This is a genomic window from Klebsiella sp. RC2 (genome assembly GCF_014192815.1).
In the GTDB taxonomy this organism is placed as follows: domain Bacteria; phylum Pseudomonadota; class Gammaproteobacteria; order Enterobacterales; family Enterobacteriaceae; genus Klebsiella; species Klebsiella variicola.
In genome coordinates, this window is sequence record NZ_JACHYL010000003.1 from 73,784 (window position 1) to 95,480 (window position 21,697).

Below are 21,697 nucleotides of genomic sequence, written 5' to 3' on the forward strand. Positions count from 1 at the left end.
AGGTGGTAAAAATGGCACTCATTATTATCATATGTGGGATAGTTGATGCGGCCAGTTCTTGACTTTAATGCGCTGAAAATCTTCATTGCTGTGGTGGAACGAGACAGTTTTGTCGGGGCATCGAAAGCCCTGGAAATGCCGACATCAAATGTGAGCCGTTGCATTTCTCAGTTAGAAGACAAACTGAACCTTCAGCTCATTGAGCGCAGTACCCGACATATGAAACTCACACAGGCGGGGCATCTACTCTATACCCGGGCGAAGCCATTACTGGAAGCACTTGAGCAAACTGAAACCGAATTAACGTTGCGACAAATGCAATTCAAGGGGCCATTACGTATCTGTATTCCCAATGAAATCGGTCCTGTATTGCTGGGCTCTGTTGTTGCTGATTTCGCCTGTCAGCATCCGGACCTGGAGATAAGTTGCGTCACAAATTTGTCGGGTTATGAATCCCTGCGAGATGATCTGGATTTAGCTGTCATTGTTAGCCGTGGTCAGATGGATGACAGTGACTACATCGCCCGTCATCTGGTGACGATCCCTTGCACCATCGTTGCGGCCCCCTCCGTCATCCAGCGTTATGGCACGCCTTCTCGAATACAGCAATTTGAAGAGTTACCCTGTATTACAACGGTGAATGCGCTTAAAGGCGCTCCCTGGCAGTTTGTGAATAAAAAGGGCGGATTCGAGACGATCAAGGTTAACGGTCGTTATCGGGTCAACAGCGGAGAGATGGCAGGGCGGGCGGCCATCTCAGGTGTCGGTTTTGCCATCCTGTCGAAACAAGCCTGCCAACCCTATATTGATGATGGGCGGTTAATCGAGATTGAATTTGAACAATCGGCAGCCCCCTTGCAATTGTTCGCTCTGTATTCAGATCGGCGTTACTTGCCGGCAAAAACAAGAGCGCTTATTGATTTCATGCATCAGAGATTGAGTCATTAACAAGAGGCCATCTTCAGCGCGCCAGGGCGGCGCTGTTTTATTCAGCCGGCCGGCTCAAGCAACAAATCTCTGAGATAGCCCTCCAGCAGGGAGGCACAAATTCGCGTTTCATACGACATCATCCCAGCTGGTGGATGGAGCAACCAGGCACTAAATGGCGGGATCGGATAGTGGCTTAAGAGGGGGATGAGCGCGCCGTCTGCCATTTCTTTTCTGCAAACCGGACTTTGCAAAACACCAATGGCATGTCCCGCTAATAACCAGGAGAGGACACTCCGCCAGTGCGTGGATTGAAATTGAATATTGACGGGAACATTAATGAGTTGATCTTCGGAAGCGATCAATTGAATGCGATTACTGGCGAATACACCGGAAACAGCAGCAAATGGATAATCTGTCAGCGCTTCCGGCGTGTCAGGATGACCCATTTTCGCCAGCAGAGCCGGAGAGGCCACTAGCACTCTGCGCACGGCGCCAAGCGGACGTGCGACAAAAAAGCCTTCGGAGACATCACCTAACCTCAGTGATAAATCGACCCCCTCGGTGACGGGATCGATGACGCGGTCGTTAAAAATGACATCGACCTGCAGCTCCGGATGCTCGTTCTGAAGCTGCAACAATGCAGGCATCAGCAGGCTTTCTCCGGCGGAATAGGGCGCGGCAATACGGATTTTGCCTTGCAGCCCCTGATTTTCCTCATTCACAGAAAGAGCATGCTCTGCCGCCTGAACGGCCGTTTTGCTTCGCTCATAAAACACGTTACCGCTGTGCGTTAGAGACATGTTACGCGTGTTGCGCCTAAGCAAACGTGTCCCAAGATGTGCTTCCAGTTTTTCTATTCTTTCACTCACGGCGGGCTGGCCAATGCCGAGATCGCGGGCTGCAGCCGACATGCTGCCCCGTTCAACCACCCTGATAAATATGCGCATTGCTGAGAAGAGATCCATTCACCAATTATATTGGCTTTACCGATAAATGTAAGTGGGGACAGGCATCTACTGCTTTCCTGCGAAATGATGAAAAATCCAGACTCAAGGCCTGAGTCAGGCTAAATTTCAATCTATTTAATTGATTTATTAGTGGAAAATAATGATGCCAGAGATAAAGCTTTTCATGTTCCAGTCAGGAACACAGCATTGTCGATATCAGCATATCCGGATGAATCAGGGCGTGGGAGAGCATTATGAGATCCCTGTTCCCTGGTTTCTGCTGACCCATCCGGATGGGTTTACGCTGATTGACGGCGGTCTGGCTGTCGAAGGATTGAAAGATCCCAGTGGTTATTGGGGAAGTGCTGTAGAGCAGTTTAAACCGGTGATGTCAGAAGAACAGGGCTGTGTGGAACAACTTAAGAGGATTGGCATTGCTCCTGAGGATATCCGCTATGTGGTCCTGTCCCATTTGCACTCTGATCATACGGGAGCAATTGGTCGCTTCCCCCATGCTACGCATGTTGTCCAGAGGCAAGAGTATGAATATGCCTTTGCCCCTGACTGGTTTACGTCAGGAGCCTATTGCCGACGCGATTTCGATCGTCCCCAACTTAACTGGCTTTTTCTGAACGGGTTGTCCGATGATCACTATGACCTTTACGGTGATGGCACGCTGCAGTGTATTTTCACCCCAGGGCATTCACCGGGCCATCAATCTTTTCTTATCCGCTTACCCGGTGGTACAAATTTTACGCTAGCGATTGATGCGGCTTACACCTTAGATCATTACCATGAGAAGGCGCTCCCGGGGCTAATGACGTCAGCTACTGATGTCGCTCAGTCAGTGCGAAAGCTGCGTCAGCTTACCGAGCGATATCATGCGGTATTCATACCCGGCCACGATCCTGAAGAATGGAAAAAAAACAGGCTTGCGCCAGCCTGTTACTATTGAATCATTCCTCGCTGATCGCCAAAAAGCGTCTGTTAAGCAGGGCTGTCAGCTTATCTTGTTCGAAATGGCCCTGGTGATGGCCGGGGCCATTTCTGCGGGCAAGCTCAGGGCTTCACGTCCAGCACGACATGACTGAAGGTTTGATAGGTTTTTTCGTCCGGCGCGGGCGGGATGTTGGCTTTTTTCAGCGCGGACATCACCTGCGCGCAGAATGGCCGATCGCCGCTCTCGACCGTCGGATCCTGCACTGTCCCGTCACGCTGTAGCGTAAAGCGCACCGAGCATTTTTGCCCTTGCCAGGAGGCCGGCTGGTCTATGTTAGCGAAGATAGCCGCCTGGATCCGCGCCAGATAGCGTGAGGCATTGGCCTGGGGTGAAGTATCGGAACCCGTTTGATAATCGCGAAGTATCTTATCCACTTCAGCCGATATTTTAGCGTCTTCGGCGCTGTCCGGCGCAGAAGCACCACCCGAGCAGGCGGAAAGAAGTAAAGAGAGGGTGCAAACGAGCACAGCGTTGGTTTTCACGGACATGCTAAGCCTCCTTGCTGGTGGGGATACCGTCGTGTACGAGGCGGTTATCCTCTGTTATTCCGCGAAATTATTCAAACGCTGAATGCATGGCACGCGCTTTCAGTGACAGTGTCACTCATTTTTTACTTTCGTCGCGGGCGGTGATGCCATCCAGTCGCGAATAATGTCACCGTATAGCTGTTCTGCCTCCGCCAGTCGGCTGAGCAGGCAGTACTCGTCGGTTTGATGCGCCATCGACGGCTCGCCGGGGCCGAGAATAATACAGGGCGGATCGCCCAATGCAGGCAGCAGCAGCGAGGCGTCGGTAAAGTAGGGCACCACGCGCGGCGCAATCGGCTCAGCGTGCAGCGGCTGACAGCGTTGGTAAACCTGCTTAATCCACGCGTGATCCTCCCGGCTGAGGACGGCGGGCAGGTCGACCAGCGTGGAGACGGTGACGCTTTCGCCAAGCAGCGTCGTCAAGCGCTCCCGGATAGTGGCGTGCTGTAAATTGGGCGCGCTGCGGATATCGACATCAAAACGCGTGCGGTCCGGTACGGAATTAATATTGAGTCCGCCTTCTATGCGTCCGACGTTGAGGGTGGGTTGCTTCATTAGCGGATGCGGCGCGCCTGGCGAAAAATGCTGAATCTTACCCAACGCATCCGCCGCAAGATAGATAGCATTGATCCCCAGCTCCGGCATCGCGCCGTGAGCGGTTTTCCCCCGCGTTTCGCAGCGCAGCCAGAGCGCGCCTTTATGGCCGATAACCGGATAGTTGGCGGTGGGTTCACCGACGATCAGCGCGCCCACCTCCGGCAACGTTGCGGAGGCGATCAGCGCCCGCGCGCCGTCGCAGCCGGTCTCTTCTCCGCCGGTTATCAGCAATACCGCGCCGCGTCCGGCGAGGATCGCTTCCCGCTGATGAACGCAGGCGACGGCAAACGCCGCTATCGCCGCTTTCATATCGCTGGATCCGCGGCCATAAAGACGCCCGTCTTCCATCTGCGAGCCAAAAGGATCGTACTGCCAGCGGGCATTTCCCAGCGGGACGGTATCCAGATGTCCGGTAAAGGCCAGCGGTTTACCGCTCTTCGCCCCGGGAAGGCTGGCGATAAGATTGCAGCGTCCCTCGCCGAACGACGACAGCGAAACCTCAAAACCGCTATCGTCAAGCCAGTCGGCGAAGAACCGCATGCAGTCAGCTTCGCTGCCCGGCGGGTTAATGGTGTTAAAGCCCAGCAGCTGCCGGGCGAGCTCAAGGGGCGTGGTCATCAGCGGCGTTCCGTCAGCCAGTCGAGGCAGTTAATCCATAGCTGGCGATAGCCGGGCCATTTGGCAAACTCTTCCGGCAGCCAGTGCGCCGACATGTCGCTGGTCCACACCAGCGAACGACCCTGCTGATATTCGCGAACAGCCAGTAGCGGATGACCGGTACCGGCCACGGTCGCCAGCAGTTTGCCTTCCGGGTGCATTTCAACTTCGTTATAGCCCAGCAGCCACGGCCATTCGCCCGGAATATCGTTAAACAGGGGGTGAGACTCCGTCACTTCGGCATAGCAGCCTTCCGGGGTTTCAATGCGGTCGTCCCAGGCCAGGCAGCGTACCGGCAGCACTTTCTCCACCGCGGTATGGCGGTAGCGCGCGCCGCCGTTGATTCCCTGGAAGCTGTAATAGCCGCCGATCATCATCAGCGCCCCCCCGCCGGCCACGTAATCATGCAGGAGCGTTAAACGGTTGGCGGTTCGGCGGCTCTTCAGCCAGGTGTCCGGATGCAGCAGCAGCGTATTGGCGCCAATGTCCGAGAGAATAATCGCATCCCACTCCTGCAGCGCTTCCAGCGTCAGCGGAAAGTCGGTCGCCGCCGCGTGGGCGGGCATATAGGTAATGGCATAGGGACTGTCGGCGAGCGCGGCCAGAAAGTCCGTTGCGCCGGTGTGCCAGGTGGCGGTGGCAAACTGGTCGAAGCCTTTAACGTGCGTTGACGTGCTGGTCCAGGACTCACCGACCAGTAAGATTTTTTTCTGCATGATGACGTTTCCTTTTATCCGCCAAAGACCCGCTGGGGGTTTCCAATCATTAAGGTTTCAAGTTGTTCGCCGCTGACGCCGTGGCGCCGCAGACGGGGAACAAAATGCTTGAGTATGTAGCCATAACCGTGGCCGCCGTAGCGGGTGAGCATGGTTTTCAGGAAGACGTCCTGCGACAGCAGAATTTGCTGGATGTAGCCGTCGTCAATCAGCTCGCGGATCGCGCGGGCGTTCTCCTCGTCGGAGGGCGACTGCGCCGACTCGTCGGCGTAGTAATAGCTCATGCCAATCATGTCGTATTCGAGAAACGCCCCGCGCTGCGCCAGTTCGCGCTGGTAGCGCTTATCGGCAAAGCTGGGATTCATATGGCACAGCACGGTATGGCGTAAATCGGCGCCTTCCTGCTCGAGAATATCCAGCACCCGATGGCCCAGCCGCTCCCAGCCGGGCAGATGGACCTCGATCGGCACGCCGGTCGCGGCGCTGGCCCGACCCGCAGCGCGCAGGGATTTCTCCTCATCCGGCGTAAAGCGGCTGGAGATACCGATTTCGCCGATGAGTCCGGCGAGCACCTCCGGTTTCTCCTCCGCGCCGCCAAGATCGTAAATCAGCCGTTCGGTCAGTTGTTCGACGCTGCTGATTTTTACCCACTCGGGGTGCGAAGGCTCCAGATAGAGCCCGGTCCCCATAATGATGTTCAGACCGGTCAGACGCGCAATGCGCGCCAGCGCTTTCGGATCGCGGCCAATGCCGATATTGGTCGGGTCGACCACAGTCTCTCCGCCAAGGGCGCGAAATTTAGTCAGCTCGTCAATCGCAACGTCGACATCAAACAGCTGACAGTTATCGCGGCTCATCAGCGGGTTGAGCGACAGTTCGCCAAGGTTTTCCATTTTCACCGGCATTTCGGCAAGATGGCGATCGCTACAGCAGCAGGGCGGCACCCATTTGCCGGAGGCATCCAGCAGAATATGCTCATGCATCAGGGTAACGCCCATTTCGTTAATCGGCAGCGGGCCAAGCACAGTCATCACGTAACCGCTGCTGACGCCGACCGGCAGCGGGGAGGGATGGCGAAAAATTGATCCTTTCATCAGCTATCCTTTTGCCGCGGAGCGCGTCGGGTTGAGAATGCGGGTGTTCAGCCAGATAGCCAGCAGGATAATGGTGCCGGTGGCTATCTGGGTGTAAAACGGCGAAATATGCGACAGGATCAGCCCGTTCTGAATGACCGCAATCGACAGCGCGCCCAGCAGCGTGCCAATAATAGTCCCGAAGCCCCCAAACAGACTGGTGCTGCCTAGCACAACGGCAGCAATGACCTGCAGTTCAAAGCCTTCGCCCTGGTTGGAAGAGCCGCTGCCGAGGCGTGCGGTAATGATCATCCCCGCCAGCGCGGCGGCCATTCCGCTGATGATATAGACCTTCATGGTGACCGCTTTGGTGTTAATGCCGCTGCGCCGCGCGCCTTCGGCGTTGGCGCCGATAGCGGTCACGTAGCGGCCAAAGCGCATATGGTTGAGAACGATATGCCCGATCACCAGTATCATCATGCCGATCAGCGCGGGCATGGGGATACCAACTACCCACGCGCGTCCGATAAAGGTAAACAGGCTGTCAGCCGGTACCGGAATCGAGTAGCCCTGGGTGACCAGCAGCGCGATGCCGCGAACTACGGCCAGGGTGGCGAGCGTGACGATGAACGCCGGAATGCCTTCATAGGCAATAAAGAAGCCGTTGATGGCGCCAACGAATCCGCCGAGCAGCAGGCCGCCAAGGAGTACCACCGGCCACGGCAGACCCCAGCTATTCAGGGCGATAGCGGAGAGTGCGCCGACCAGCGCCAGGGTGGAGCCCACCGACAGATCGATACCGCCGGTGGTAATGACCAGGGTCATTGCCGTCGCGACGATCAGCAGCGGGGCGCTCTGACGGATAATGTTGAGCCAGTTGGTGCCGGTGAGAAAGTTGCTGGTGATCAGCGAAAACACCACGCAGCAGAAGACGAAAAAGAGCGCGATGCTGACCACGCCTGAGTGGTTATGCAGCAGGCGGCGCGGCAGCGAATGCTGGATCATGCGGGAGCTGCTTAAGTTCATGATACTCATCCTGTTACCTCAATGTGCTGCCGCAGAGCGGGCGGTGAATTTTTCGCCCACAATCAGGTTAACGATATCGCTCAGGCTGGTGTCGGACACCCGTCTGTCGGCGACGTTAGTACCCTCATACATCACCATGATCCGGTCGCAGACCAGGAACAGGTCCTGCAGGCGGTGGGTAATCAGAATCACGCTCACCCCGCGAGCGGAAACGCGGCGAATGAGCTCCAGAACCGCTTCAACTTCCGCGACGGCCAGCGCGGCGGTGGGTTCATCCATAATCAGCACTTTCGGGTCAAAGGCCGCGGCGCGGGCGATGGCTATAGCCTGGCGCTGGCCGCCGGAGAGATTTCGCACCAGCAGGCGAGTATCCGGAATGGAGATCCCGAGCCCTTTAAGCATCTCTCTGGCATCGGCGTGCATTTTGGCCTCGTCGAGAAAGGGGATGCCGAGGACCGATTTCATCGGCTCACGGCCCATAAACAGATTGCCCGCGACGTCGACCGTGTCGCAGAGCGACAGATCCTGGTAGACCATCTCGATATGGCAACGGCGCGAATCGGCCGGATTCGTAAACTGTTGCTGTTCACCGTCGATACGAATCGTGCCGCTGGAGGGGATCACCGCGCCAGAGAGCACTTTGGTCAGGGTGGATTTCCCCGCACCGTTATCGCCCACTAAGCCCAGCACTTCGCCCGGGGCCAGCTCAAGGTTGACTCCGCGCAATGAGCGTATCGACCCGTAGGTCTTGGTGATATTGATCATCTCTACCCTTGGCGGGGTAGTTTGTGGCTGCTGCATCTGATAACTCCCATCGCTGTGGCCGGGAAAATGTTCGCCATCCTGCGGGAGGGACTCTATCCGACACGGTTTACAATCTAGTAAACCGGTTTACCTGCGGAATAGAGCACTCGCCAGGGCAGTCAGGACAAACGCTATGTAAGATATTTGTTCGCCAGTAAGAACGTTGCAGCATCCGTGCCAGGGCAGGAACCACACAGCAGCCCTGTAACTTAACCTTATGTATTCAATACATTTAATTGAATAAAATCCGGTAAACCGGTTTACTGATTATAGTGAATAAATTGTTAATTGATCGTTTTTTGCGCCAAAAGCGGGCGCTTTTGCGCCATTTTGGGACGGGCTTAACAGATCTTGATCGAGTCGCGGCCAATCCATTCAACCGGCAGGCGGGTTTCCGCAGGGATGTCCGGATCGTCGTTTAGCAGGCGCATCATGATGTTCACCGCGGTACGGCCCAGTTCGCGGGCGGGCTGACGGATAGTGGAGATCCGCGGCTGGGTAAAATCGGCGTAGTTGGCGTCATCGAAGCCGACTAACGAAAGCGCCTCCGGCGCCTGGAGCCCGCTGGCGCGCAAGCCGTCGAGCAGACCGAGCACCAGATAGTCGCTGGCGGCGAAGACGGCGGTAGGGCGAACCGGTTGGCTGAACAGGTACCGCAGCGCCTGCTGGCCAAACTCGCGCTGGTAGTCGCCATACATCACCCATTCGGGCGGCCAGCTCAGGCCCGCCTGCTCCATCGCGGTGCAAAAGCCCTGATAGCGCTCGCGGACGCTCATCAGCTTGTCCGGGCCACCGACGAAAGCGATATGGCGATGCCCGGCGGCGATCAGTTTTTCGGTGGCGATCCGCCCGCCCTGGACGTTATCAGCAAACACTTTCGGTACCTTACTGCCGGGAATATCTTCATCCAGCAGGACAATGCGTTCGTGACGCTGGACCTCCTTGCGCAGCAGGCCGTTATCGGGGCGGTTGGTGGTGAACAGCAGACCGTCGACCTGGCAGGTATCCAGCCAGCGAATGAACTGGCACTCTTTTTCCGGGTTGTTGCGGGTGATACACAGCACCAGGCTGTAGCCGCTGGCAGAAGCAGCCTCTTCGGCAGCGTCGGCCAGTTCGGCAAAGAAGGGGTTGGTAATATCGGGAAGCACCAGGCCAAGCGTTTCGCTGCCGCCTTTGCTAAGACGACGTGCCAGGCTATTGCCGCGATAGTCCAGTTCGCGAATGGCGGTTTCGATGCGGTCGATGGTGTCCTGCGGCAGCACAATACTGTTGTTCATATAGCGCGACAGGGTCGCCTTCGACAGCCCCGCCAGCTTTGCCACATCGGATAACAATACGCGTTTTATACTCATTTCCTGCGCCATTTCTGCCAGAATCGGCTATCTGTAACATAGTTAAGCGCGGTGGATACAGCAATTTCTCTGCGAACAATCACCAAAAATAAATGCTTGACAAATTTTAATCAGCAGAGAATTGTATAGGCAGTTTACCGCATCATCCGGGAAGTCATTCCCAACCCCGTTTAAGTTATTCCAGTCGCGCACCGACACGGACCGGTTGCCGGGATGACATTAAGCAGGTATCCGCCGAACGTTCAATGATTGTTCTGGCGATATAGACGATATTTGCCCGCCAAAAAAATAATCCTTCTGCGTTCGCATGCGGCGCGGAACTCTGCTGGCTATCAACTATTCCCGACGAGGATACTGATGATGTTATTTCACACCGGAAAACTGCGTTTACTTGCTGTCGCCACGACCATGCTGGCATCAATGAGTTTTATTTCTGCCGCCAGCGCTGCCGGTCCGACTTATGCGCTGGTACAAATCAACCAACAGGCGCTGTTCTTTAATCTGATGAATAAAGGCGCACAGGATGCGGCCAAAGCCAGTGGCAAGGATTTAGTTATTTTTAACTCTAACGATAATCCCGTGGCGCAAAACGACGCGATAGAAAACTATATTCAGCAAGGCGTTAAAGGCATTCTGGTTGCTGCTATCGACGTTAACGGGATCATGCCAGCGGTTAAAGAAGCCGCCGCCGCAAACATTCCGGTGATTGCGATTGATGCCGTATTACCGGCCGGACCACAGGCAGCTCAGGTCGGCGTTGATAATATTGAAGGCGGCAGAATTATTGGTCAATACTTCGTGGACTACGTGCAGAAAGAGATGGGCGGCCAGGCGCGACTGGGTATTGTCGGCGCGCTGAATTCGGCCATTCAGAACCAGCGGCAGAAAGGGTTCGAAGAGACGCTGAAAAGCAATCCGAAGATTACTATCGCTAACGTGGTCGACGGGCAGAATGTGCAGGATAAAGCGATGACCGCGGCGGAAAACCTGATCACCGGTAACCCGGATCTGACAGCGATTTATGCCACCGGCGAACCCGCGCTGCTCGGCGCTATCGCCGCCGTAGAAAACCAGGGGCGGCAGAAAGATATTAAAGTCTTTGGCTGGGATCTGACGGCGAAGGCGATTTCCGGTATTGACGGCGGCTACGTCACCGCCGTACTGCAGCAGGACCCGGAAAAGATGGGCGCCGAAGCCCTGAATGCGCTGAACAGCATCACGTCGGGTAAAACCGTGCCGAAAACCATTCTGGTTCCGGCGACGGTGGTAACCAAAGCGAACGTCGATTCATACCGTCCGCTGTTTAAGTAGGTCAGCGCGCCCCGTCCGTGGTTAACAGGGCGGCGAGCTCACGGCTGCCGGGAAACGCGCTGAGCGTCCCCCGGCGGCTAACGGTAATGGCGGCAGCGCGACTGGCGTGCGCCAGCGCCAGCGCATCCGGCGCGACGCCGCGCAGCAGGGCGGAAGCCAACATGACGGCGAGGAACGTGTCGCCCGCGCCGGTAGTATCAAGCGCCTCGGCGGGCACGGCGGGACAAAACTGACGCTGGCCCTCCTGGACCAGCCAGGCGCCTGCGGCCCCCTGGGTAATCACTAAGGTTTTCACCCCGTATGGCTGGAGCAGCTCGGCCTCGGATTCATTGACCACCGCGATGTCGATGAGCGGCCACAGATGGCAAAAGTCAGGATTGACAGGTGAGGGGTTGAATACCGTCGTCATGCCGCGGCTTCTGGCGTACTGGAACAGCGCCCGCGTTTTATCGAGGGAGAAATTGCCCTGCTGTAGCAGAATATCGCCAGCGACGGCATCCGCCATATGCGGAATAATTTCATCCAGGCTGAATGTATCGGCCGCCGCCGTAGTGGTAATGATGGCGTTGTCGCCATCAGCGCTATTTAAAATAATCGAGGTATCGCTATGTTGATTGAAATGGCCGTTGGGTAGTAGCGTCAGTGGTTCATTTTTTATCTGCTGGCGGATCCACGCGCCGTTGCTGTCATTTCCCGTGGCGGCAATTAAACGCGTCTCTATTCCGCAGCGGGATAATATAATCGCCTGGTTCGCGCCTTTACCGCCGATATCCTGCGACACTTTAACGCCGTGAATGGAAGCCCCTTTTTTCGGTATATCCGGAATGGACCAGGTTTCATCTACGGTAATATTACCAGTAACGTAAACACGCATAGTGTTCCCTTAACAGGATGGATAAGATGGTTGCTATCTCAGCAGAAAAAACGAATGCAATACAAGCTATTTTTTCACGAAGCAAGGCTGTTATTGGCGTTATTCATTGCGACCCATTTCCTGGTGCGCCAAAATATCGAGGAAAATCAGTATCAGATATTGTTGAGCGTGCGCTTCGCGATGCTGAAAATTATATTTCAGGCGGTGTTCATGGTCTGATTATTGAAAACCATGGCGATATTCCTTTCTCTAAACCTGAGGATATCGGCCATGAAACCTCAGCGCTGATGGCGGTCATTACCGAGAAAGTTCGTGAACGTTTTGCTGTGCCGCTGGGCATTAACGTTCTGGCTAACGCGGCGATCCCGGCAATGGCGATCGCCCTGGCGGGAGGCGCCGATTTCGTCCGCGTAAACCAGTGGGCCAACGCCTATATCGCCAACGAAGGATTTATAGAAGGGGCGGCCGCTAAGGCGCTGCGCTACCGCAGTATGCTGCGCGCTGAACATATTCGCGTTTTTGCCGATAGCCACGTTAAGCACGGTAGCCATGCCATTGTCGCCGATCGTTCGATTCAGGAACTGACGCGCGATGTCGATTTCTTCGAGGCTGACGCGGTGATCGCCACCGGCCAGCGTACGGGCGATAGCGCCACGATGGCGGAAATTGACGAGATCCGCGCGGCGACGGAACTACCGCTCCTGGTGGGCTCCGGGGTGACACCGGCTAACGTGATGCAGATCCTCGGGCGGACTCAGGGGGTCATTGTGGCCAGTACAATGAAGGTCGATGGCGTCTGGTGGAACGATGTTGAGCTGGCCCGGGTGAAACATTTTATGTCGGTCGCGCAGGCCGCGCTGGAGGAAGCTTAATGGAAGCGTTTAGCGAACGCCTGCTGCGCGAACATCAACCGGCGTGGCAGGCGATGCAGCAGCACCCGTTTGTGACTGATATCGAACAGGATCGTCTGCCGACAGTCGTCTTCAACCGCTATCTGGTGTTTGAGGGCAACTTTGTCGCGACGGCGATCGCGATTTTTGCCCTCGGGGTCAGCAAAGCGCCGGGTATTCAACAGCAGCGCTGGCTGATTGGCGTGCTGAATGCCCTGGTTGATATACAGATCGCGTGGTTTGAACAGGTGTTGTCAGCGCGGCAGATCGATCCCGCTGAGTACCCGGATGATTTGCCCGGGGTACGGCGCTTTCGCGACGGTATGCTGCGGACCGCCCACGAGGGCAGCTATGAGCAGATTGTGACCCTGATGTTCGGTGCGGAATGGATGTACTATTTCTGGTGCCGACGGGCGAGCGAACATTATCAGAGCGATGCTGATTTACGACGCTGGGTGGAAATGCACGCGGAGGACGAATTTTATCAGCAGGCTCTCTGGCTAAAAAACGAACTCGACCGCTGCGCCATGGCGCTGAGTGAAGACGAAAAGCAGGCGTTATCGGCGCTTTACGGCGAGGTGCTGCAGTGGGAAATTGATTTCCATCACGCGGCGTACGAGGAGTAGCCGCGAGGTGGATCACAGGGGGCGCCGGACGCGGCGTCTCCTGAATACGGGTTATATCTCGACGTTCTGCGTCTTGTTGGCGAAACTTAGCATTACCGTTAATGCCGATTCTTATTTCACATTTTTATCTTAATAAAGTCGGAGGGTTAATTTAGCTGCCTTCTGACTCTTTTGAGAGAAATTATAGAGGGCGAGCATTTATGTTATTTTATTCGGGCCTGTAGCTCGGGGCTCTCTTTTTTCTTTTCTTCCCACCTGAAGAAAAAGCTATTTTCAGAAATAGATATAAATTATCCATCGTTACTCGACGGCGGCTCTCCCCCTACAATGGACTTTAATTGCCAGATATTTAACAAAAACCAGGCCAAGGAAAAGGGATGAAACGAAGCATTTATTCACAGAACAGTTTATTGCGCATCAGTCTGCTTTCCGCGCTAACGCTTACTGCCAGCTTCACCACTCACGCACAGGATAAACCTGTCGCGGGGGGTGTGCTGACGGTCGCTCTGGGCAGCGATACCCCGATTATTGACCCCTCTATTACCGCTTATTCCGTCACCGCTCTGGTTACGCGTAACGTGGTGGATTCTTTGGTCGGCCAGGCGGAAGATAACAGCTTTACACCATGGCTGGCGGAACGCTGGGAAATTAAAAACAATAACCGCGAATACACCTTCCATCTTCGCAAGGATGTGACTTTTAGTGATGGCACGAAACTGGATGCTGCGGCGGTAAAATATAACTTTGAACGCATACTCGATCCGAAAACCACCTCCAGTTACTCCAAATCGTTGTTGGGGCCGATTGACGCGATCACTACGCCAGATGAGTACACCGTGGTGATCCGCTATAAAACGCCTTTCGCACCGCTGCTGCAGGGGATGAGCTTGCCGTATCTCGGTATTCAGTCACCGGCTTATCTGCAGAAAACGGCGAATACCAGCAATACCGTGGTCGGTTCCGGTCCCTTTATCCTCGAATCGTTTGTCAAAGGCAGCGGGAGTAAACTCAGCAAGCGCGCCGATTACAACTGGGGTCCGGGCTATGCCACCCATAAAGGCCCGGCATGGCTGGATAAGATCGAATTTAAGTACCTGCCGGAGTCAGCGGTACGTCTTGGCGCGCTGAATAGCGGGCAGGTACAGGTGATCGATGCCATTCCGCCGGTGAATTATGCGCAGGTAAAAAATAACCCGAAGCTGGATGTGATCACCAGGGAAAACCCCGGCGTTCCGCGCGTCCTTTATTTGAATAGCGACACAGGGATCTTCAGCGACCTGAAAGTGCGGCAGGCCTTCCAGAGCGCCATCGATCGCACTACTGCCGTTAAAGCCGCGTTCTTTGGCATCCTGAAACCTGCCGACAATATTCTTGGACCCGCTACGCTGGATTACGATCCGGCCATTGCCAGCCAGTGGGGGTTTGATCTGCAAAAAGCCCGCCGTCTTCTGGATGAAGCCGGCTGGCAGCAAACCGATAGCGAAGGCTACCGGGTCAAGGAGGGTAAACGCCTTACTGTGCAATTTACCTATTCTTCAAACGATGTCGAAGCCGCTGACGTGACGCTGTTCCAGGCAATTCAATACCAGGTAAAACAAGCCGGTTTTGAACTGAAACTCGATCCGGTGGATTCAGGCATTCTCAGCAGCCGCACGGCGGCTAACCAGTACGACATTATCTCGAACTATTTTGTTCGCCCGGAGCCGGACATCCTGCGTACCGTTTTCCATTCCAATTATATTCCGCCGAAGGGGAACAACTTCAGCCGCGTTAAAGCGCTGGATAGCCAACTGGAAACCGCTGTCGGTGCCAGCGAAGCCGAGCGTAAACGCATCTACTATGCCATCCAGCACCAGATTATCGATCAGGCCTGGGCGGTGCCAATTTACATCCCGGCATATCAGTTAGGGAAAGCCAAACAGGTGCAGGGCATTAGCTGGGCCACGAACGCGAAGCCGAATTTCTATGATGTCTGGATCCAACGCTAAGCTGCTGGCAGCAGGCAAGCGCCTGCTGACCATTTTCGCCGTGCTGTGGGGTGCGGCAACGCTGACCTTTGTTGCGGTAAAACTGATCCCCGGCGATCCTGTGGCAATTCTGATAGGCAGCGCCAACAGCGTTGTGGATGATAGTTTTCGCGAGACACTGACCCGCCAGTTCGGCCTGGATAAGCCACTGTGGTGGCAATATTTGCGCTACTGTGGCGAGGCGCTGACGGGCAACCTTGGCGTGAGTTATCAGTATCGCCAGCCTGTTGTGCAGGTGATTAGCGCAGCGTTGAAAGAGACGGTGCCGCTGGCCGTCAGCGCCCTGGCGCTGGCGCTGGTACTGGCGGTATTTAACGCATTACTGACAGCCGGACGTCATCCGCGTCTGCGGTCTCTGCTTGCCGGGTTGGAGCTGATGCTGCTTAGCACACCGGTGTACTGGATCGGCATCGTGTTGTTGAGCATCTTCAGTTTCAAACTGCAATGGTTTCCGGTGACCGGTAACGATGGCTGGATCGCCCTTGTGCTGCCGGTGGTGACGCTCAGCCTGCCGCTGGCTGCGACACTCAGCCAGGTGCTGCGTGATGGGCTGGAGGAGGCGCTTTCGCAGCCGTTCGCCATGACCGTGCGTACGCGTGGGGTGAGTGAAACTGCGCTGCGCTTACGGCATGCGTTGCGCCATGCCTCGCTGGCGGTGTCGACGCTGACGGGGACGCTGCTGGCCAGCGTATTAGGCGGCTCAATTCTGACCGAAACGGTGTTTGGCCGGGCGGGGCTGGGGCAAATCACTCTCGGTGCGATTGAGAACCGAGACATGCCCCTGGTGCTGGGGGTGGTGATGTTCTCCGCGCTGTTGTTTGTGGTGATTAACCTGCTGATTGATACCCTTTATTTACTGATCGATCCCCGTCTACGTCTGCGAGGGCATGCTGATGAGTGATCTTTTACTGCGGGTGGCCCGCCGCGACGGGGGGCGCTATCGTAACCCGTGGCTGGCGCCGGGTACCAGCATTCCGTTGTTACTGGTGCTACTGCTCGTGGTGGCGGTGTTTTTTCCATCGCTATTCACGCCGTACACCCCCGAACAGATGGATTTCAGCGCGATTTTGCAGCCGCCGGACCTCAGACACTGGTTCGGTACTGACCAGTTGGGGCGTGATGTGTTTACCCGCGTGGTGTATGGCACCTCGCTGTCGCTGAGCATTGGGGTCGGCGCGACCCTGATTGCCAGCGCGGGCGGTATTGTGCTGGGGACACTGGCAGGTCTTGCGCCCAGGGCGGTACGGCAGTTACTCGTACGGCTACTGGACATTATGCTGGCGTTCCCCGATTTGCTGTTGGCGCTGCTGGCTATCACGGTGTTGGGGCGTGGGCCAGAGAATACCCTGCTGGCGGTCGGACTGGCCGGCATTGCTGGCTATGCCAGGCTGGTGCGCGCGCAAGTGTTGCAGGTCAGGTTATCGGGGTATGTGCAGCATGCGGTGGCGTTGGGAGAGCCGCCAATGGTGATTATTTTGCGCCATATTGTGCCCAATACGCTGCGCCCGCTGCTGGTACTGGCAACGGTGGGGATAGGGTATTCCATATTATCCGCCTCGGCCCTCAGTTTCCTTGGACTTGGGGTGACTCCGCCGACGGCGGAGTGGGGCGCATTGCTCTCTGAGGGACGTAATTTTCTCGATAGCGCCCCATGGGTCAGCCTGCTGCCCGCCAGCGTTGTCGCGCTGTCGGTGATTGCCATTACGCTGCTGGGCCGACGTGTTCAAACCCTTATTGCCAAAGGCGGGATCGCATGACTACAGAGACCTTCCAGCAACCGCTGTTACAGGTGGCGCAACTGAGCGTCAGCTTCCCCTCGTCGCAGGGGGTGATTGAGGCGGTTAACGCCTTATCGTTTGACGTGCATGCCGGTGAAGTCCTGGCTTTGGTGGGCGAGTCCGGTTCGGGTAAATCCGTCACGGCCCGGACATTAGTCGGGCTGGCGGGGGCCGGAGCGGCTGTTCGCGCCGAGTCCCTGATATTGCAGGGGCACGATGGCCTGTCGCAGAATTTACTGGCGTGCGATGCCCGCCGTTGGCAGCAACTACGCGGGCGCGAAATTGGTTTTGTTTTGCAGGATGCACTGACCTCGCTTGACCCGCTGCGCCGGATTGGTCAGGAAGTCGCGGAGCCGTTGTTGACGCACCGCCTGGAACGGGGGACGGCAGTTCGCGAACGCGTGGCGGAGCTGTTAACGCAAACCGGCATCCCCGATCCGCATAACCGGATGGCGCAGTATGCACATGAACTCTCCGGTGGCCTGCGCCAACGTGCGCTCATCGCATCGGCGCTGGCGGCGGGGCCGCGATTACTCATTGCCGATGAACCTACTACCGCGCTGGACGCCACCGTACAAAAACAAGTTTTGAATGTATTCAGGGCCCTGGCGGATGCCGGGCATGGCGTGCTGCTGATCACCCATGATTTGTCGGTGGTGGCGGATATTGCCGACCGTGTGGTGGTGATGCGGCAGGGCAAAGCGGTGGAGAGCGGCAAGGTGCGACAGGTGCTGCATGCGCCGCAACACCCTTATACCCGCCGTCTGCTGGCGGCCATTCCCTCTGCCGGTACGCGTGGGAAGTGGTTAACAGGAAACGATCCGCTGGGTCAAACGGTAGTGCGGGAGAACATCAGTACCGACAGCACCACACCCGTGCTGGCTGCCGATAACGTATCACTGGCGTATGTTCTGCCAGATGGCCGTCGCTTGCAGGCCGTCAATCAGGTGACGTTAGAGGTCGCGCAGGGCGAAACGCTGGGCATTGTGGGCGAATCCGGTAGCGGCAAGACCACGCTAGGCAAACTGGCGCTGGCGCTGCAGGCACCGCAACAGGGCGAGATCCTTCTCGCTGGGCAACCATGGAGCAGGCTGACAGAACGTCAGCGGCAGCCGTTGCGGGCGCGTATCCAGACGATTGTGCAGGATCCGCTGGGTTCATTTAATCCGCAATATAACGTGGCGCAATTGCTGCAACAGCCTCTGCGCCTGCATACGACGCTCACAGCCGCGGACCGGTTGTCACGTGCGCAGGCGTTGCTGGCGCTGGTTGGTTTAAGTCCCGATCTGCTGACGCGACGTCCGGCCACGCTTTCCGGTGGGCAGCGGCAACGTATCGCCATCGCCCAGGCCCTGGCCTGCGAGCCGGATATTCTGATTTGCGACGAGCCGGTGTCGGCGCTGGATGTCACCACCCAGGCGCAAGTGTTGGATTTGCTGGTAGCGCTGCAACGCCGTTTGCATCTGTCAATGCTGTTTATCTCTCATGATCTGGGCGTGGTGCAGCATATGAGTCATCGTATTGCAGTGATGAAAGACGGCGAGGTAGTCGAAAGCGGCAGTGTGGATCAAATTTTTCGGGCGCCACGCCACCCGTGGACTCGACAATTGTTATCAGCTGTTGGGCAGACGCCGTTGCGATATAACTGAGCAGTAAACGTTAAACACCGTTATCAGAAATGGGGTCAATGTTATTCAACGCTCTTATCATCTCCAGAGCCCATTCCAGGCGGTCTTGCGTGATATAGGGCAGGGAAGAGCCACTGGCCCGGCGCTCGATAGAGCCATCCGTACGCAGTGCTCGTTCAGCGAAGTTTGCCTGTGTGAATTTCAGTTTAGTGACCTGTTGCGGGGGCGCCTGGCATACCCGATTTCACGAACGGCGGGCGGGTGAACCAGATAATGATAATCAGCGCCATAAAGCCCCAGCCGAGCACCCAGAAATAGTCGATTGTCGACATCATGTAGGCCTGCTGGGTAACCACCTGGTCAATCATCGCAAGATGCTGCTGCGTCGGGCCACCCATCTTATTTACGTAATCCATAGCCGCTGGGTTGTACTGTGTCACGCTCTCGGTCAGATTCGCGTGGTGGAAAACTTCACGTCGCTGCCAGATCCATGTGGTTAACGATGAGGCAAAGGAGCCGCCGAGTACGCGAAAGAACGTGGCCAGTCCTGAGCCTTCCGCCACTTCGTTACCGTGCAGATTCGACAGCACAATGGTGGTCAGCGGCATGAAGAAGAAGGCCACGCCAATCCCCATAAACATCTGCACGCTGGCGATGGTGCGGAAATCCACGTCAGTATTGAACTGCGCGCGCATCAGACAGGATGCCCCCATTGTCAGGAATGACACTGAGCATAAAATTCGTAAATCCACTTTGGTGGCGTAACGTCCGATGACTGGCGTCAGCACCAGTGGTAAGAAGCCCATCGGCGCAGCGGCGAGACCGGCCCAGATAGCCGTGTAGCCCATCTGGGTCTGCAACCACTGCGGCAGAATAATGTTGATGGCAAAGAACGCGGCATAGCCCAGCATCAGCGCCAACGTGCCGATGGCGAAGTTGCGGTCTTTGAACAGCCGCAGGTTCACAATCGGGTGACGTTCGTCCAGCTCCCATATCGCAAAGCAAATCAGGCTGATCGCCGAGACAATAGACATCACGATAATGGGCGTAGAAGAGAACCAGTCTTCGTCGTTGCCCTTATCCAGCACCACCTGCAGCAGGCCCACGCCAAGCACCAACAGCGCGATGCCAATATAGTCGACAGGCGATGACTGCGTTGTTTCTTCACGCATGCGCAGCTGCGACCAGACCACGATGGAGGCGAAAATCCCAATCGGCACGTTGATGTAGAAGATCCACGGCCAGGAGTAGTTATCGGTAAGCCAGCCGCCGGTGATGGGTCCCACGATAGGCGCCACCACGGTCACCATCGACAGCAGCGCCAGCGCCATGCTGCGTTTCATCGGCGGGAAGATAACCAGCAACAGCGTCTGACACATCGGGAACATCGGCCCGGCGAAAAAACCCTGCAGCGCACGGAAGATGATGAGCTCCGTCATGCTGTGGGCGAAGCCGCACAGAAATGACGTCAGGGTAAAGAACATCACCGAGGCGATAAACAACCGCAACTGCCCGAATCGGCGGGTAAACCAGCCTGTCAACGGTAGAGCAATAGCGTTACACACCGCAAAAGAGGTGATAACCCATGTCCCCTGATCGGCGCTAACGCCCAGGTTGCCGGAGATAGTCGGCAGCGCCACGTTGGCGATGGTGGAGTCCAGCACCTGCATAAAGGTCGCCAGCGACAGGGCAAGCGTCGCCAGGAACAGGCTGGGGGGCGTAAAGGCTGCCTTCGGCTCTGACATAGCTTCTCTCTTAGCGCTGGGCTACAGCGCTGGTGTTGTCATGAAGGATTTTCGCCACCAGTTTATCGGCTGCTTCCATTGGCGTTTCATACACATCGGTACGGAATCGCGGCTGTTCGACGGTTTTTTGTGGCAGAAGGTGACCACCCTGATTGCGGATATCCACCTCAGCGTTCATCGACAGACCCACACGCAGCGGATGCTTCTGCATGTCATGTGGATCAAGCTTGATGCGTACCGGCAGGCGTTGGACGATTTTGATCCAGTTGCCGCTGGCGTTCTGGGCTGGCAACAGTGAGAATGCGCTACCGGTACCAATGCCGAGACTTTCGATGGTGCCGTGATATTTCACGTTATCGCCATAGAGATCCGCATTCAGCTCTACTTTTTGCCCAATGCGCATGTCCTGCATTTGGCTCTCTTTAAAGTTGGCATCCACCCACACTTCATTCAGCGGCACGATGGCAAGCAGCGTGGTGCCGGAGGTGACACGCATCCCGAGCTGCACAGCACGTTTAGCGACGTAACCACTGACGGGCGCAACAATGGTGCTGCGGGAGTTATCGAGATAGCGTTGGCGCAGCGTCGCAACGGCGGTTTTGACTTCAGGATGGTTATCCACCACGGTGTCATCAACCATCGCCTGATTGGTTTTGAGCGCTTGCTCGGCAGCCAGTAAATCGCTTTGCGCGCTGGTCACGGCATCACGGTAGTGCGCCAGATCTTCCACCGCAATGGCACCGGAACTGACAATTTTTTCCCGGCGCACATAGTCACTTTTCGCTGTTTGCAGGGCTACTTTTTTGGCAGCTACTTGTGCACGGTAGTTGTCGGCGGTGCTGTAGAGGCCACGCACCTGACGCACTGTGCTGGCGAGATTGGCTTCAGCCTGCTGCAGGGCGATGGCGGTATCGCTTGGGTCCAGCAGAACCAGGGGCTGGCCTTTTTCGACATAATCGCCTTCATCCACGGTCACCTGAGTCACGGTACCGGTGATTTGCGGTGTCAGGGTGACCTGATTTCCGTTGACGTAAGCATCGTCGGTGCTCTCGTAATAGCGGGCGTAAAGCAGATACCAGGCCAGACAGCCTCCTGCCGCGAGGATCAGGATCAGTAATAAAATGGCGAAGTTTCTTGTACGCTTGCCTGGGCGCTTGTCAGAGGGAGGCGCGTTATTTTCCATAGACAT

Annotated in this window: 20 protein-coding genes; 9 read left to right on the top strand and 11 right to left on the bottom strand. The window is 56.3% G+C overall.

The genetic code is table 11. The annotated features are described in order from the left end of the window. Positions 1-45: 45 nt before the first annotated feature. The gene (locus tag FHW76_RS09935; protein ID WP_004190055.1) at positions 46-948 is read left to right on the top strand and encodes a LysR family transcriptional regulator; all 903 of its coding nucleotides are present in this window, start codon (positions 46-48) and stop codon (positions 946-948) included. Between the two features lie 41 nt (positions 949-989). On the opposite strand, the gene FHW76_RS09940 is transcribed toward FHW76_RS09935, so the two are convergent. Beyond that, a complete protein-coding gene (locus FHW76_RS09940; RefSeq protein WP_043875263.1) occupies positions 990-1,877 on the bottom strand; it encodes a LysR family transcriptional regulator in 888 nt (295 codons plus the stop codon). Between the two features lie 160 nt (positions 1,878-2,037). Between FHW76_RS09940 and attM the strand changes: the two genes are divergently transcribed. After that, on the top strand, positions 2,038-2,832 hold the full coding sequence (attM, locus tag FHW76_RS09945; protein WP_004218740.1) for an N-acyl homoserine lactonase AttM: 795 nt from the start codon (positions 2,038-2,040) through the stop codon (positions 2,830-2,832). 104 nt (positions 2,833-2,936) lie between these two features. On the opposite strand, the gene tolA is transcribed toward attM, so the two are convergent. The 7 genes from tolA to FHW76_RS09980 all read right to left on the bottom strand — a co-directional run bounded on the left by tolA (position 2,937) and on the right by FHW76_RS09980 (position 9,641). Next, positions 2,937-3,365: a cell envelope integrity protein TolA gene (gene tolA, locus FHW76_RS09950; RefSeq protein ID WP_008804864.1), complete on the bottom strand. Its 429-nt coding sequence runs from the start codon at positions 3,363-3,365 to the stop codon at positions 2,937-2,939. Positions 3,366-3,476: 111 nt separating this feature from the next. Next, positions 3,477-4,619, bottom strand: a complete 1,143-nt coding sequence (locus FHW76_RS09955) for a M20 family metallopeptidase (protein WP_055323196.1) — start codon at positions 4,617-4,619, stop codon at positions 3,477-3,479. Further along, the gene (locus FHW76_RS09960; protein WP_008804865.1) at positions 4,619-5,374 is read right to left on the bottom strand and encodes a glutamine amidotransferase; all 756 of its coding nucleotides are present in this window, start codon (positions 5,372-5,374) and stop codon (positions 4,619-4,621) included. Before FHW76_RS09960 ends, FHW76_RS09955 begins: the two co-directional genes overlap by 1 nt. A 14-nt stretch (positions 5,375-5,388) precedes the next feature. Next, positions 5,389-6,468, bottom strand: a complete 1,080-nt coding sequence (locus tag FHW76_RS09965; protein ID WP_012541711.1) for a phosphotriesterase — start codon at positions 6,466-6,468, stop codon at positions 5,389-5,391. Between the two features lie 3 nt (positions 6,469-6,471). Further along, a complete protein-coding gene (locus FHW76_RS09970; protein ID WP_008804867.1) occupies positions 6,472-7,473 on the bottom strand; it encodes an ABC transporter permease in 1,002 nt (333 codons plus the stop codon). A gap of 18 nt (positions 7,474-7,491) precedes the next feature. Next, complete coding sequence (locus FHW76_RS09975) at positions 7,492-8,238, bottom strand: ATP-binding cassette domain-containing protein (RefSeq protein WP_004198552.1); 747 nt, start codon at positions 8,236-8,238, stop codon at positions 7,492-7,494. Between the two features lie 380 nt (positions 8,239-8,618). Beyond that, positions 8,619-9,641: a LacI family DNA-binding transcriptional regulator gene (locus FHW76_RS09980; RefSeq protein WP_004190069.1), complete on the bottom strand. Its 1,023-nt coding sequence runs from the start codon at positions 9,639-9,641 to the stop codon at positions 8,619-8,621. A 345-nt stretch (positions 9,642-9,986) separates the two neighbouring features. Here FHW76_RS09980 and FHW76_RS09985 point away from each other — a divergent pair, with 345 nt between their 5' ends. Further along, positions 9,987-10,940: a substrate-binding domain-containing protein gene (locus FHW76_RS09985; RefSeq protein WP_004151648.1), complete on the top strand. Its 954-nt coding sequence runs from the start codon at positions 9,987-9,989 to the stop codon at positions 10,938-10,940. A 1-nt stretch (position 10,941) separates the two neighbouring features. On the opposite strand, the gene FHW76_RS09990 is transcribed toward FHW76_RS09985, so the two are convergent. After that, the gene (locus FHW76_RS09990) at positions 10,942-11,814 is read right to left on the bottom strand and encodes a PfkB family carbohydrate kinase (RefSeq protein WP_012968219.1); all 873 of its coding nucleotides are present in this window, start codon (positions 11,812-11,814) and stop codon (positions 10,942-10,944) included. 26 nt (positions 11,815-11,840) lie between these two features. Here FHW76_RS09990 and FHW76_RS09995 point away from each other — a divergent pair, with 26 nt between their 5' ends. The 6 genes from FHW76_RS09995 to FHW76_RS10020 all read left to right on the top strand — a co-directional run bounded on the left by FHW76_RS09995 (position 11,841) and on the right by FHW76_RS10020 (position 18,784). Continuing rightward, entirely contained in the window at positions 11,841-12,686 is an 846-nt protein-coding gene (locus tag FHW76_RS09995) for a BtpA/SgcQ family protein (protein ID WP_012968220.1), read from the top strand. Next, entirely contained in the window at positions 12,686-13,330 is a 645-nt protein-coding gene (locus FHW76_RS10000; protein ID WP_002904912.1) for a TenA family protein, read from the top strand. Before FHW76_RS09995 ends, FHW76_RS10000 begins: the two co-directional genes overlap by 1 nt. Before the next feature lie 377 nt (positions 13,331-13,707). Continuing rightward, positions 13,708-15,318 (top strand): ABC transporter substrate-binding protein, encoded by a 1,611-nt coding sequence (locus tag FHW76_RS10005; protein ID WP_183476621.1) that lies wholly within the window; start codon positions 13,708-13,710, stop codon positions 15,316-15,318. After that, entirely contained in the window at positions 15,296-16,258 is a 963-nt protein-coding gene (locus tag FHW76_RS10010; protein WP_008804871.1) for an ABC transporter permease, read from the top strand. The genes FHW76_RS10005 and FHW76_RS10010 overlap by 23 nt, the downstream gene beginning before the upstream one ends. Then, positions 16,251-17,114, top strand: a complete 864-nt coding sequence (locus tag FHW76_RS10015; RefSeq protein WP_012968221.1) for an ABC transporter permease — start codon at positions 16,251-16,253, stop codon at positions 17,112-17,114. The genes FHW76_RS10010 and FHW76_RS10015 overlap by 8 nt, the downstream gene beginning before the upstream one ends. After that, positions 17,111-18,784 (top strand): ABC transporter ATP-binding protein, encoded by a 1,674-nt coding sequence (locus tag FHW76_RS10020; RefSeq protein WP_047666572.1) that lies wholly within the window; start codon positions 17,111-17,113, stop codon positions 18,782-18,784. Before FHW76_RS10015 ends, FHW76_RS10020 begins: the two co-directional genes overlap by 4 nt. A 185-nt stretch (positions 18,785-18,969) precedes the next feature. Here the strand turns inward: FHW76_RS10020 and FHW76_RS10025 are convergent, their stop codons facing one another. Together FHW76_RS10025 and FHW76_RS10030 are read right to left on the bottom strand one after the other, a co-directional pair. Then, positions 18,970-20,508, bottom strand: a complete 1,539-nt coding sequence (locus FHW76_RS10025) for a DHA2 family efflux MFS transporter permease subunit (RefSeq protein WP_183476623.1) — start codon at positions 20,506-20,508, stop codon at positions 18,970-18,972. A 10-nt stretch (positions 20,509-20,518) separates the two neighbouring features. Beyond that, positions 20,519-21,697 carry an efflux RND transporter periplasmic adaptor subunit gene (locus tag FHW76_RS10030; RefSeq protein ID WP_177330479.1) on the bottom strand — a complete coding sequence of 393 codons (1,179 nt, stop codon included), beginning with the start codon at positions 21,695-21,697 and terminating at the stop codon, positions 20,519-20,521.

What these genes read in the sequence shown, in the direction of transcription:
- FHW76_RS09935 (WP_004190055.1), top strand. Translation starts at nt 46, where the DNA reads ATGCGGCCAGTTCTTGACTTTAATGCGCTGAAAATCTTCATTGCTGTG.
- FHW76_RS09940 (WP_043875263.1), bottom strand. Translation starts at nt 1,877, where the DNA reads ATGCGCATATTTATCAGGGTGGTTGAACGGGGCAGCATGTCGGCTGCA.
- attM (WP_004218740.1), top strand. Translation starts at nt 2,038, where the DNA reads ATGATGCCAGAGATAAAGCTTTTCATGTTCCAGTCAGGAACACAGCAT.
- tolA (WP_008804864.1), bottom strand. Translation starts at nt 3,365, where the DNA reads ATGTCCGTGAAAACCAACGCTGTGCTCGTTTGCACCCTCTCTTTACTT.
- FHW76_RS09955 (WP_055323196.1), bottom strand. Translation starts at nt 4,619, where the DNA reads ATGACCACGCCCCTTGAGCTCGCCCGGCAGCTGCTGGGCTTTAACACC.
- FHW76_RS09960 (WP_008804865.1), bottom strand. Translation starts at nt 5,374, where the DNA reads ATGCAGAAAAAAATCTTACTGGTCGGTGAGTCCTGGACCAGCACGTCA.
- FHW76_RS09965 (WP_012541711.1), bottom strand. Translation starts at nt 6,468, where the DNA reads ATGAAAGGATCAATTTTTCGCCATCCCTCCCCGCTGCCGGTCGGCGTC.
- FHW76_RS09970 (WP_008804867.1), bottom strand. Translation starts at nt 7,473, where the DNA reads ATGAACTTAAGCAGCTCCCGCATGATCCAGCATTCGCTGCCGCGCCGC.
- FHW76_RS09975 (WP_004198552.1), bottom strand. Translation starts at nt 8,238, where the DNA reads ATGATCAATATCACCAAGACCTACGGGTCGATACGCTCATTGCGCGGA.
- FHW76_RS09980 (WP_004190069.1), bottom strand. Translation starts at nt 9,641, where the DNA reads ATGGCGCAGGAAATGAGTATAAAACGCGTATTGTTATCCGATGTGGCA.
- FHW76_RS09985 (WP_004151648.1), top strand. Translation starts at nt 9,987, where the DNA reads ATGATGTTATTTCACACCGGAAAACTGCGTTTACTTGCTGTCGCCACG.
- FHW76_RS09990 (WP_012968219.1), bottom strand. Translation starts at nt 11,814, where the DNA reads ATGCGTGTTTACGTTACTGGTAATATTACCGTAGATGAAACCTGGTCC.
- FHW76_RS09995 (WP_012968220.1), top strand. Translation starts at nt 11,841, where the DNA reads ATGGTTGCTATCTCAGCAGAAAAAACGAATGCAATACAAGCTATTTTT.
- FHW76_RS10000 (WP_002904912.1), top strand. Translation starts at nt 12,686, where the DNA reads ATGGAAGCGTTTAGCGAACGCCTGCTGCGCGAACATCAACCGGCGTGG.
- FHW76_RS10005 (WP_183476621.1), top strand. Translation starts at nt 13,708, where the DNA reads ATGAAACGAAGCATTTATTCACAGAACAGTTTATTGCGCATCAGTCTG.
- FHW76_RS10010 (WP_008804871.1), top strand. Translation starts at nt 15,296, where the DNA reads ATGATGTCTGGATCCAACGCTAAGCTGCTGGCAGCAGGCAAGCGCCTG.
- FHW76_RS10015 (WP_012968221.1), top strand. Translation starts at nt 16,251, where the DNA reads ATGAGTGATCTTTTACTGCGGGTGGCCCGCCGCGACGGGGGGCGCTAT.
- FHW76_RS10020 (WP_047666572.1), top strand. Translation starts at nt 17,111, where the DNA reads ATGACTACAGAGACCTTCCAGCAACCGCTGTTACAGGTGGCGCAACTG.
- FHW76_RS10025 (WP_183476623.1), bottom strand. Translation starts at nt 20,508, where the DNA reads ATGTCAGAGCCGAAGGCAGCCTTTACGCCCCCCAGCCTGTTCCTGGCG.
- FHW76_RS10030 (WP_177330479.1), bottom strand. Translation starts at nt 21,697, where the DNA reads ATGTCTATGGAAAATAACGCGCCTCCCTCTGACAAGCGCCCAGGCAAG.